We start from the raw sequence: 12,425 nt of genomic DNA, 5'->3' as shown, positions 1-12,425 counted from the left end.
ATAAGGAGAGTTATTTCAAATATGTTTATCTTCACATTCCCCTAAATGAATATCTTATTTCTTGAAAGATAGAACTATGATGTTCGTTTAGGTTTTTTTGTTTTTACGCTTTCGCGAAAGCGTGGTTGTTATAAAGTATCCTCTTCAATTTAACTATTGAAAAAAAATCACATTAGGACTGTTTTATAAGTAATCATAGGTTTAATAAAGCGCTGGTATTTTAATGATAATAAACTATAAAATTCTTATGAAAAGAACTAAAATGGTTAAATTTTCATTTTAATTAAGAACAATTTTTTTATGTGATGGATAATCAGTTTATTGCACTTAGCTATTCAGCTTTTTAATTTAAGCTATAATGTAATTAAAGCTTAGATGACTAAGTGGTAGCTTTTAATTTATAAATCAAAAATGACCAAAGTTCTTTATTTTGTTACATTTTTCTTAGTTCTATTTAAAGTAAGTAAATCTACTGCTCAATACCCTGATGACCTAAATCCTTACACTCAAGGCCATCAACAAACTTCTAGTTTTAATGAGAAAGAGTTAGATTCTGTCTCCTTAATGATGATGGATTATTTTAATGATGGCGTTTATGAGAAGATACTGCAACAAGTACCAGAACTAATAAGAAATGCAAAAGAAACAGATTCTTATGAAGTCGAATTAAGACTACGTAATTTATTAGGTAATTCATTTGTTAGACTTGATGATCTAGAAACAGCAGATATGTTTTTTTCTCAAGCGCTGGAACTAGCCAAAAAGAAAAGAGATACGCTCGGTATAGTAACAATGTATATTAACTTAGGTAATACTTATTTTACTGAAGATAAGGTAAGAGCTGCCGCTTACTTTAAAAAAGGACTGGATTATAAGTTTAATGGCAATAAATCGGTCCAGCTTAATTTTATTATTAATCATAACCTGGCAGAGCTATATGTAGGTCTGGAAAACGTAGAGCTAACTAAACATTTTCTAGATAAGATAGAAGGTAAAATCTATCTAAAAGAAATGGATGGGCGACGCAATACATTCATAGGCACAACTACGCATATTAAAGCTGGTCTGGCTTTATTAGAAAATAAACCACGAGAATCTATTGATCTTACACTAGAGTCACTTAAGTATCAACAATATATTGACGAGAATTATAAATTTGGAAACTATAAGTATTTAATGGCTGGTTATGAGGCTATTAAAGACTACAAGAAGCTCAACGATGTGCATAAGATTTATGATTCTTTAAAAGATTTGAGATATGAAAAAGAAACCGTTAAACAACAACAAAAAGCACGAGTAGAATTACATTTAGATAATGTAGTACAAGATCTCAGAGAGTCACAATTAGAAAATCAATTAGTGACTCAAAAAGCATCTGTAGGTAAAATGTTTTTAGTGTTTTTTATAATAGTTGCAGCTTTATTATTATTGGTGGCTATTTTACTTTTAAAGGCAAAAAATAAAAGAGACAGGTTGTTAAAAGGATTAATTTTAAAGAATAGACAGTATTTAGAAGCTAAAGAAAAGTCAGAAGAGTTAGCTAATAGTAATACAAGGTTTCTGTCCACTATTAGTCATGAATTGCGTACACCACTTTATGGTATCGTGGGACTGTCTGCTACTTTCTTAAAAGATGCTAAGTTAGAAGATTTTAAAACTGAATTTAAATCTTTAAAATTTTCTGCAGATTATTTACTTGCTCTGGTTAATGATGTGCTTCATATGAATAAATTCTCTTCTAAAGAAGGACATAGATTAACAGAGATCCATTTTAACCTATCAACTTTATTGAATAATATTATACAAACATTTACTTTTTTAAATGAGAAACATAATAACAAAGTTCATAAATATTTAGATCCAGATGTACCGGTAATTTTATATGGAGACCAGACTAAATTATCTCAAGTGCTTATGAATTTGATTAGTAATGCTAGTAAGTTTACTCAAGATGGCGATATATCTGTAACGGTAATCAAAAAAGAGCATTCGGGAGATCATTTAAAACTATATTTTGAGGTTAAAGATTCTGGTAAAGGGATACATCCAGACCATCAAAAAGGAGTTTTTGAAGAGTTTACACAAGTAAAGAATTCACAAGATCAAGAGATCGCTGGTTCTGGTCTAGGACTACCTATAGTGAATAAAATACTAACTATATTAGGAAGCGCGTTACAAATGAATAGCATTTATAATGAGGGTACAACGTTCTTTTTTACCCTAGATATTAAAGAAGGATCACAAGAGAATATTGAAAATAATAATTCGTCTATAGATATAAAGTCATTAGATGGTAAAAAGGTGTTAATAGTAGATGATAATAAGATCAATCAATTAGTAACACAAAAAATCCTAGAACAATACTACATGATACATTGCACGGCGAGTAACGGTAAGGAAGCTGTGGAGATAGTTAAGAATGAATCATTTGACTTTATACTTATGGATATAAATATGCCAGTCATGAATGGTATAGAAGCTACTATTAAAATAAGGGAATTTGATGTTGAGACACCTATAATAGCGCTTACCGCAACTAACTTTGTAGATCCAGAAAAAGAAGTTTACTGTTATGGTTTAAATTCTATAATTGTAAAACCTTATGAAACAGAGCATTTGTTACAAACATTATTGCAAGAAATGTAATAAATTTTTACGCTTTAAAAAAAACAAAAGCCCAATCTCGCAAGATTGAGCTTTTAATGTCTAATACATTTTTAAAAGAATTAAATCTTTTTCATTTGCTGTTTCATCATTTTAATTTGATCAGCTAGCATTCCTTGTTTATCTAGTTTCTTTGCTTCACTCAGTAAGGCAGTTGCTTCACGTTTGCGACGCTTCATCATTGAGATACCTGCAAGGTTTAATTTTGCAACCGCAAGATCTTGATCCATATTAAGACCTAATGAAATCGCTTTCTTAAAGTACTTCTCAGCTTTGGTCATATTTTCTTGAGAAATCATAAGGCCATGCAAATAGTTGTAATATCCTTGTTGTTTCTGTACAAGAGCTGCCTCTGGATCTGTTATTTTATCTAACCATTTTTTTGCCCCTTTAAAATCTTGTTTTCTTAAACGGTTAAAAGCTAGTAAGATCATCTCATTTTTAAAATAGAGAAATATAAAAATACCTGAAAATAAGATTAAGAAAATACCTGTAAGAATCTCGTTTCTAGTAAATTGATATACGGCATATGCTACAATTATAGCAGTGATAACCAGTTTTATGTTTTTATTAAACATGATAAGTGTGTTTTGAAGTTTGCAAAGATAAGGATTTAAGGAGTTTTAGTTTTCAGGAAAGCGTATGGTTTTGAAAAGTAAAATGATTGAATCTTTAAAACCCTAGCATTAGGTAAGTAACAGCTGCTAGCTAAGAACTTACAAGATATTATATGACTTTGGGTAGGTATGGATCTCATGATTATTTTTATCTTCAATAAATGTCCGATGAGAAATAAAAAAATAATTTCAAAAAAAGTAAATTTCTTGTTGTAAGTAAATTAAGAGTTGTTATATTTGCAGCCGATAAAAATTGAAGGTGTAATGCCTTTTTATTATATAGATACAGATTTCAAGCTATGGCACAGAAAAGAACATACCAACCAAGTAAAAGGAAAAGAAGAAACAAGCACGGTTTCAGAGAGCGCATGGCTTCTGCAAACGGTCGTAAAGTTCTTGCTCGTCGCCGAGCTAAAGGACGTAAAAAAATATCTGTTTCTACTGAAAGAAGACATAAAAGATAATATGATTTATCTTTAATTATACTTTAGGCGTTAATTCTTTAGAATTGACGCCTTTTTTTATACCCTATAACCATACTAGCTAAGTCCCATAAAATCACTTTATAATGCCAAAAAGAAAAGACCTCAAATCCATTTTATTAATAGGTAGTGGGCCTATCATTATAGGTCAAGCGTGTGAGTTTGATTATGCAGGTTCTCAATCTTTAAGATCCTTAAGAGAAGAAGGAATAGAGACCATATTAATAAATTCAAATCCGGCAACTATCATGACTGACCCTTCCATGGCAGATCATGTGTACCTATTACCACTAACAACTACGTCGCTTAGACAAATCCTTAAAGAACATCCTCAAATTGATGCAGTTCTTCCTACTATGGGTGGACAGACAGCATTAAACCTTTGCATTGAGGCACAAGAAAAAGGTATTTGGGAAGATCATAATGTAGACATGATCGGTGTAGATATAGATGCGATTAATATTACTGAAGACAGAGAAAAATTCAGGTTGTTAATGGGTGAGATAGGAGTAGGCATGGCACCGCAAGCCACTGCTACTTCTTTCTTAAAAGGTAAGGAGATTGCTCAAGAATTTGGTTTTCCCTTATGCATACGTTCTTCATTTACTCTAGGTGGCGCTGGCGCAGCTATTGTACATAATGAAGAAGATTATGACGAATTATTAACTGTCGGTCTAGAAGTATCTCCTATCCACGAGGTAATGATTGATAAAGCACTACTAGGCTGGAAAGAATATGAATTAGAATTACTACGTGATAAAAATGATAACGTAGTCATTATTTGTACTATTGAAAATATGGACCCTATGGGAATCCATACTGGAGATTCTATTACAGTTGCTCCTGCCATGACGCTATCAGACCGTACATTCCAGAAAATGCGTGATATGGCTATACACATGATGCGCAGTATCGGTGAATTTGAAGGTGGATGTAACGTGCAATTTGCGGTAAGTCCAGATGAGAAAGAAGAAATTATTGCTATAGAGATCAATCCTCGTGTATCTAGATCTTCAGCACTAGCAAGTAAAGCAACAGGTTATCCCATTGCAAAAATTGCAACTAAACTAGCGCTGGGTTACACCCTAGATGAATTAAATAATCAAATTACTGGTAACACATCGGCACTTTTTGAACCTACATTAGATTATGTAATCGTAAAAATACCACGATGGAATTTTGATAAATTTGAAGGATCTAATCGTACTCTAGGTCTTCAAATGAAAGCTGTAGGCGAGGTGATGGGTATAGGTCGTTCTTTTCAAGAAGCACTCCATAAAGCTACTCAATCTTTAGAAATAAAACGTAATGGATTAGGAGCAGACGGTAAAGGGTATACAGATTATAATCAAGTGATTGAAAAACTGACTAACGCAAGTTGGGATCGTGTTTTTGCCTTGTATGATGCCGTAGCTATGGGAATCTCATTAGACAGAATCTTTGAGATCACTAAAATAGATATGTGGTATTTAAAGCAGTTTGAAGAACTCTTCTTACTAGAAAAAGAAATAGGGAAGTATGATGTGGGCACGCTTTCGCGAAAGCTACTACTAGAAGCAAAACAAAAAGGATTTGCAGACCGCCAGATCGCGCATATGTTAGGATGTCTCGAGTCAGAGGTCTACAATTTACGTGAAGAAATGAAAATCAATAGAGTCTATAAACTCGTTGATACTTGTGCGGCAGAATTTAAAGCAGATACTCCATATTATTACTCCACATTTGAGGCTGATATAGAAACAGCAGGTGGAGAACGCTACGTGCAAAATGAAAGCGTGGTATCTGATAAAAAGAAAGTAATTGTTCTAGGTTCTGGACCTAACCGTATCGGGCAGGGAATAGAATTTGACTACTGTTGTGTGCATGGAGTTTATGCAGCGCAAGAATGTGGTTATGAAACAATCATGATTAACTGTAACCCAGAAACGGTTTCTACCGATTTTGATACGGCAGATAAGTTGTACTTTGAACCTGTATTCTGGGAGCATATTTATGATATTATACGTCATGAAAAGCCAGAAGGTGTTATTGTACAACTAGGTGGACAGACGGCTTTAAAGCTAGCTGAAAAACTAGAACGTTACGGTATTAAGATTTTAGGAACCAGCTATAAAGCTCTAGATCTAGCAGAAGATCGTGGGTTGTTCTCTGAAATGTTACTTAAGAATAACATTCCTTTCCCGGAATTTGCAACAGCAACCACACCAGCAGAGGCGTTACAAGTAGCTGAGAAATTAGATTTTCCTATCTTAGTAAGGCCTTCTTATGTACTAGGTGGTCAAGGAATGAAAATCGTTATCAATAAAGATGAGCTAGAAGAACATGTAGTAGATATCTTAAAGAAGATACCTAACAATGTGCTGCTACTAGATCACTATCTAGATGGAGCGATAGAGGCAGAGGCAGACGCTATTTGTGACGGTGAGAATGTGTACATTATAGGTATTATGGAGCACATCGAGCCTTGTGGAGTCCATTCTGGAGATTCTAATGCATTATTACCGCCATTTAACCTAGGTGATCTGGTAATGCAACAAATTAAAGATCATACTAAAAAAATAGCACTCGCGCTAGATACAGTAGGGTTGATTAACATACAGTTTGCGATCAAAGATGAAAAAGTTTACATCATAGAAGCAAACCCAAGAGCATCTCGTACGGTTCCATTTATTGCCAAAGCATACAAAGAACCTTATGTAAACTATGCTACAAAGGTTATGTTAGGTCATAATAAGGTAACGGACTTTGATTTTAATCCGCAGTTAGATGGTTATGCGATTAAGCAACCGGTATTCTCTTTCAACAAGTTTCCTAATGTAGATAAACGTCTAGGACCAGAAATGAAATCTACTGGAGAAAGTATCTTATTTATAGACAGCCTTAAAGACGATGCTTTTTATGACTTATACGCAAGACGTAGAATGTATTTGAGTAAGTAGTGTTGTCTGTCTGAGAGATAGTCATTAATGTTTATCTACCAGCAAGGATTGTGCTTAGTAAAAAAAGGTTGCGACTCTTGCTTAACCGAGTATTTTGAATTTATGAATCAAAGCCCTAAAAGTTTTAAGCTTTTGGGGTTTTTGTTTTTTAGTTTAAGTTTCACTTTTGCAAAAGATATACCAGTTCAAATACAGTCTAGAACAATAATCAACGCGAGCTTGTAAAAAGTTGTGATTTTTGAGTTGTTGTTATGATTAGATATTCCTGTTTGATTTGGTTTTGGACGGTGAAATTTGAAAGGGATACTTGTGGTAAGGTTACTGGTGTCATCTATGACATAATTAATGATGACTTCTTTATTTTACGAGATAAATGTAAAAAGATCAAAGTAGTAGTCTTTTAGAAAGATGGTTAATATATAAAATGCCCAAATCGAAGAGATTTGGGCATTTTATATAATTAGAAAACAAAACTATTCAGGTAAGGTAGCGTTTACGATTACCTTTATTTTATCTGCAATTTTATTTTTAACGACTGAAGGGATGTCTATTTTAAAATCATTAGGATCTAATTCAAAACTAGAATTTAATTCATACCCAGCTTTTGTAAGAGCTAACTCAACTGGTAATTCTAATTCTTTTTTAACACCATGCATTTTTAATGTTCCTTTAAATATTAATATTTGCTTAGAGCCATCTTTTACAAAAGAATCATATTTAGTTAATGCACCTCTTAAAGTAGCTTTAGGAAAGTCATCACTTTCCATATAATTCTCATTGAAATGTTCTTGCATTAAAGCAATAGGAAAACGGAAACCTTTTATTAATGTTAAGGCTGCGAGATTTCCTTTATCATCAAGTACTACGGTAGTACTATTATTAGTTGCTTTTACTGGTTCAAAAGTATTTACAGATCCTTCAAAACGTATCGTTCCTGTTTTAGTAAAATGTTTTTGACCATTCACGTTGATTACTGAAAAAATAATCATGATTAAAATAAAATATTTCATAGTTTTTAGTTTTCTAGGAATCCATCTCTTTGCCATTGTATAATTAGATCAATACTCGTTTGAGGCAGTTGACGACCTTGCGGCATTATTAAAGGATCTCCTACACTTCTCGTTATTCGATCAATAACGTTTCCATTTTCAACCGCGTTTCTTATTTCTGTAAAACTTTCATAAACCATGCCACCAGACATGATTACACTTCCATGGCATGGTAAACAATGGTTGCTAAAAATAGTAGCAATGTCTGCATCATACGTTACAGCAGTTGTAATAGGAGTATTATCGATAATGTCTTCTGGACTAGTTTCACTACAAGAAAATAGAACTATAAGGGTAAAAATTAAGAGTATAAATTTTTTCATGATGCAATTTAATATTTAGTTATCAACGTCTTTGTGATATTTTAAAATTAAATTTATGTAAATTTAAGAGATATTATGAAGAAGATATTTATCATTTTATTTGTTTTAATAGTGGGAATAGCCCTAGGAGGTTATTTTTATTTGTATCAAGATCATAGAAATGTCACTGATTCTGTTTCGGTTGCATCCTTTGACACGGAATCGTTATTAAACCTATTTACAGATAATGATTTAGAAAATGAAAAAGAATTTCTAGATCAGTTTATAGAAATTACTGGATTTGCTACAGATAAATCGGCTCATACCATACTACTAGATGATAAAATATTTATTGAGTTAACGACGTCTAAGAAGTTTAGGTTAAATGAAAGTTATACTATCAAAGGCCGCTTATTAGGATACGACGATTTATTAGAAGAGGTAAAAATTGATCAAGCGATATTTATAAATAACCAAAATTAAAAACAAAAATTATGAAAAAAAAACTACACTTTTTATAGCCTTTTAACAGCTATACCAGTTGGATTATTAATTTTAGTAGGTTTTAGTTGTGGGCAACCAGGAAATTTCTCTGGTTCTCCAGGGGATAATGGAACTACTTGTACACAATGTCATTCTGTTGGTGCAAACCATTCTGGAATACCTTCCTTAACAAATGTGCCTACGGATTATACTGCTGGGCAAACTTATACATTAAATCTAGCCATAGATGGTTCTACGGTATCAAAATTTGGTTTTAACATTACTGCCGAAGATGTAAATGGTGATAAAATAGGATCATGGAGCGCAGGTGCAGGTACTCGATTACGTAGTGATGGTAATGGATTAACTCATAATAGTAGTGGTACATCTTCAAATTCATGGAATGTAGCTTGGACTGCACCATCTTCAGACATGGGACCAGTAACATTCTATTATGCGACTAACCAGGCTAATGGTAATAATTCAACCTCTGGAGATCAAGTAATAACTGGTCAATCTGGTGCAGTATTAACTAATCGAGATAACTTAATCAGTTCTTTTAAATTGTTCCCAACCCATGCGGTTAATAACATAAATATAGAACTCGCTCAATCTGATGATGCACAATTAATGATTTACAACATGAACGGACAGCCTGTTATGCAACGTTCCATTTCTAGGCAAAATTTAATAGATATAACTCCTTTATCGAGTGGTATTTACATTACTCAGGTAATTGTTGACAATAAAATTTCTACTCATAAATTCATCAAGAACTAATTAACTAACTCTTAAATCGAAGCCGTTTAATTTTTTTAAACGGCTTTTTTCAAATTATGAAATATCTATTCACGTTTTTATTGTGTTTTATGGTGTTTAGCTCCATTGCACAAGATGATTTATTAGAAGGATTTGACAAAGAAGATGATAAAAAAGTATTGTCTACATGGAAATCTTTGAAAGTAGTTAACTTTGAAACGACGAAGTTAGTAGCACCTAAAGAGTTTCAATTGATTATCTCTCACCGTTTTGGTAGTGTAGAGAATGGTATTGATGATCTTTTCGGTCTGGATAATGCAAATACAAGGTTTCAATTTGTATATGGTTTAACCGACTGGATGCACATAGAAGCCAGTCGCAGCGGTGTTAATAAAACCTATCAATTAGCTTCAAAGTTTAAATTAAAAACACAAGAAAGAGAAGGTTTTCCTTTTACCATAGCTCTTTTTACAGGGGTAGATGTGAATACGCAACTAGATAAATCTATTTATCCAAGATTAGAATTTATAGATCGCTTAGGATACACCATTCAACTTATTATTGCAAAAAAAATATCAAAGAAATTTTCAGCTCAATTGAGTCCCACTTTATTTCATCAAAATTTTGTTTCCTTTGATCCTCAGGATAATACACAATACGCACTTGGATTAGGAGGGCGATATAAATTATCTAATAGATGGAGTTTAAATGTCGACTATGGAGCTCATTTAAATAGAGCAGATTCTAGTCCATATGTAAATCCATTAAGTGTCGGTGTCGATATAGAAACAGGAGGGCACGTATTTCAGTTACATTTTTCTAATTCACAAGCTATGTTAACTAATGGCTTTTTAAGTCAAGCAACAGGTGACTGGGCTGATGGTAGATTCTTTTTTGGTTTTAATCTAGTACGAGTATTTTGAAGTAAATGTTAATGGTTGTGCACTGTTTTACAAGTACCATAATTATTATAAAATTATAAAAGACAGATTCATTTGCTAGTAAGTAATTATTTATGTCCCAATTTTTTAATCGCAGAAAATGCCTTGTCTACCGTGCCATTTTCTACGAGTACACTGAACTCGTTTGTGGTAGAAATAACCTCATGTAACGAGATACCTTCCCATGCAAAACGTTTAAATATTTGATAATATAAACCAGGGACTTGCGTGTTATTTTCTGGTAGGGCAATGCTTATAGCGCTCAAGTTATCCTGGGTACTGGTCATAACCTCATCGGTAAATTGTGAATATATTTTATCCTTTTCACTCATGGATATGACCAGATTGCTTTCATGAATTCCTTTTGAAAACCCATAAAAAATAGTTGTGTTTATTGATTCTAAAACCTTACTATGACTTAAGAATAAAGTACTAGAATTTTTAAAAGTAAAATCGATAAGGTTAGACCGTACTGTTATATCGCCTAGATTTTTTAAAATAGACTTTAAGTTATTAGAATGTCTCAAATCCTTGGGTGGATTATAACGTCTCAATGCCATCATAATCGCACCAGTCTTTACTGGTTTTCTTAGCATATCGATAATAGGCTCTTGTAATTCTTCTGCTAGTGCAGAGAAGTTTATGATACGTCTGGATAATGCCTCTTCTAGAAATGGTTGCGTGACTAATATTTCTTCCACACAATCTGCTACAGTTTTCATATTGTTAATTATTTAACACCTTGTGCAAAATTAAACTAAATTTATTATATTTTTTTACTATCATAGAAGTGGCTGTATTTTTACCTAAAAATTAATGACATGCTAGTTTTAAAATTTGGTGGTACTTCTGTAGGTTCTGTAAAAAACATGACTGATGTAAAAAATATTATTAATGACGGTACTAAGAAAGTAGTGGTACTATCTGCCATGTCTGGTACTACAAATGCTTTGGTAGAAATATCTGAACAGATACGCCTCAAAAAAACAGAATCTGCTCTAGTTCTAATACAGAAACTAGCTGATAGTTATCAAAATACGATACAAGAATTATTACATGATAATGCACTCATTAATGAGTCTCAACAATATGTAGATCAGGTTTTTGCAGGCTTAATAGAGCTTGTAGATCTAGACCATACAGATTTGATTTACAATAAAATTGTGGCTCAAGGAGAACTATTGTCTACCTTTCTATTCAGCAGGTATTTAACGCAAGAAGGCGTTAACACTGCTTTATTACCTGCGTTAGATTTTATGCGCATTGATAAGAATGACGAGCCAGATTCTTTTTATATAAAGCAAAATCTAGATAGAATTTTAAATGAAAATAGTGATGCAGATATTTACATTACTCAAGGTTTTATATGTCTAGATGTACAAGGTAATGTATCTAATCTACAACGCGGCGGTAGTGATTATACCGCTTCTATAGTAGGAGCAGCCATAGAGGCAGACGAAGTACAAATATGGACAGATATTGATGGTTTCCATAATAACGACCCACGTTTTGTAGAAAATACGACTGCTATTTCAAATATATCCTTTGATGAAGCGGCAGAGCTGGCTTATTTTGGCGCCAAAATTTTACATCCTCAAACGGTTATACCGGTAAAAGATCTCAATATCCCTGTACGCTTAAAAAATACCATGTCTCCAGATTCTTATGGTACGTTAATAACACATCACGTTCATGGAGAAGGAATTAAGGCTATTGCTGCAAAAGACGGCATCTATGCCATTAAGATAAAATCTGCTAGAATGTTACAGGCGCACGGTTTTCTTAAAAAAGTATTTGAAATTTTTGAGAAATACGAGACCTCGATAGACATGATCACCACATCAGAAATAGCTGTTTCTCTTACTATCGATAACCCTTTACACCTTAATTCTATAGTAGAAGAGTTAGAGAAAATAGCTAGTGTAGATGTAGATCAAGGAATGAGTATCGTGTGTCTAGTAGGTAATAATATTATTTATCATGAAGATACACCACATTTATTTCAAGTATTACAAGACGTGCCTGTGCGCATGATCTCTTATGGTGGTAGTAATAATAACATATCATTATTGATCAATACAGATCAAAAATTAAATACTTTACAAAAATTACAAGGCTACGTATTTGAATCCCAACAAGAAATAGCTGTTGCCTATTAATTATAATAAATAGAATTTAAGAAGGATAGT

The 12,425-nt window shown here is 32.8% G+C and carries 11 protein-coding genes; 7 read left to right on the top strand and 4 right to left on the bottom strand.

Features of this window, described 5'->3' with window-relative positions; genetic code table 11:
* Window positions 1–411: 411 nt before the first annotated feature.
* Window positions 412–2,646, top strand: a complete 2,235-nt coding sequence (locus Q0838_RS01970; protein ID WP_298950662.1) for a response regulator — start codon at window positions 412–414, stop codon at window positions 2,644–2,646.
* An 80-nt stretch (window positions 2,647–2,726) separates the two neighbouring features.
* Here Q0838_RS01970 and Q0838_RS01965 read toward each other — a convergent pair whose 3' ends face one another.
* Window positions 2,727–3,242, bottom strand: a complete 516-nt coding sequence (locus Q0838_RS01965; RefSeq protein WP_298950660.1) for a DUF2892 domain-containing protein — start codon at window positions 3,240–3,242, stop codon at window positions 2,727–2,729.
* A 338-nt stretch (window positions 3,243–3,580) separates the two neighbouring features.
* On the opposite strand from Q0838_RS01965, the gene rpmH reads away from it, so the two are divergent.
* Both rpmH and carB read left to right on the top strand, forming a co-directional pair.
* The gene (rpmH, locus tag Q0838_RS01960) at window positions 3,581–3,745 is read left to right on the top strand and encodes a 50S ribosomal protein L34 (RefSeq protein WP_298950658.1); all 165 of its coding nucleotides are present in this window, start codon (window positions 3,581–3,583) and stop codon (window positions 3,743–3,745) included.
* Window positions 3,746–3,849: 104 nt separating this feature from the next.
* A complete protein-coding gene (carB, locus tag Q0838_RS01955) occupies window positions 3,850–6,702 on the top strand; it encodes a carbamoyl-phosphate synthase large subunit (RefSeq protein WP_298950656.1) in 2,853 nt (950 codons plus the stop codon).
* Window positions 6,703–7,175: 473 nt separating this feature from the next.
* On the opposite strand, the gene Q0838_RS01950 is transcribed toward carB, so the two are convergent.
* The gene (locus Q0838_RS01950) at window positions 7,176–7,712 is read right to left on the bottom strand and encodes a YceI family protein (RefSeq protein ID WP_298950653.1); all 537 of its coding nucleotides are present in this window, start codon (window positions 7,710–7,712) and stop codon (window positions 7,176–7,178) included.
* Between the two features lie 5 nt (window positions 7,713–7,717).
* Window positions 7,718–8,074: a hypothetical protein gene (locus tag Q0838_RS01945; RefSeq protein ID WP_298950651.1), complete on the bottom strand. Its 357-nt coding sequence runs from the start codon at window positions 8,072–8,074 to the stop codon at window positions 7,718–7,720.
* Window positions 8,075–8,149: 75 nt separating this feature from the next.
* On the opposite strand from Q0838_RS01945, the gene Q0838_RS01940 reads away from it, so the two are divergent.
* Genes Q0838_RS01940 through Q0838_RS01930 form a run of 3 tightly spaced genes read left to right on the top strand, consistent with a single transcriptional unit; the run spans window position 8,150 to window position 10,218 of the window.
* Window positions 8,150–8,536, top strand: a complete 387-nt coding sequence (locus tag Q0838_RS01940) for a hypothetical protein (protein WP_298950649.1) — start codon at window positions 8,150–8,152, stop codon at window positions 8,534–8,536.
* Window positions 8,537–8,587: 51 nt separating this feature from the next.
* Window positions 8,588–9,316, top strand: coding sequence for a choice-of-anchor V domain-containing protein (locus Q0838_RS01935; RefSeq protein ID WP_366942000.1), 729 nt, complete (start codon window positions 8,588–8,590; stop codon window positions 9,314–9,316).
* A gap of 56 nt (window positions 9,317–9,372) precedes the next feature.
* Window positions 9,373–10,218: a DUF5777 family beta-barrel protein gene (locus Q0838_RS01930; protein WP_298950646.1), complete on the top strand. Its 846-nt coding sequence runs from the start codon at window positions 9,373–9,375 to the stop codon at window positions 10,216–10,218.
* 86 nt (window positions 10,219–10,304) lie between these two features.
* Here the strand turns inward: Q0838_RS01930 and Q0838_RS01925 are convergent, their stop codons facing one another.
* Window positions 10,305–10,958 carry a hypothetical protein gene (locus Q0838_RS01925; protein ID WP_298950644.1) on the bottom strand — a complete coding sequence of 218 codons (654 nt, stop codon included), beginning with the start codon at window positions 10,956–10,958 and terminating at the stop codon, window positions 10,305–10,307.
* Window positions 10,959–11,057: 99 nt separating this feature from the next.
* Here Q0838_RS01925 and Q0838_RS01920 point away from each other — a divergent pair, with 99 nt between their 5' ends.
* A complete protein-coding gene (locus tag Q0838_RS01920) occupies window positions 11,058–12,395 on the top strand; it encodes an aspartate kinase (RefSeq protein ID WP_298950642.1) in 1,338 nt (445 codons plus the stop codon).
* Window positions 12,396–12,425: the final 30 nt, after the last annotated feature.

The organism is uncultured Nonlabens sp. (assembly GCF_947495285.1).
Taxonomy (GTDB): domain Bacteria; phylum Bacteroidota; class Bacteroidia; order Flavobacteriales; family Flavobacteriaceae; genus Nonlabens.
This window is presented reverse-complemented; position numbering and strand designations above follow the sequence as displayed.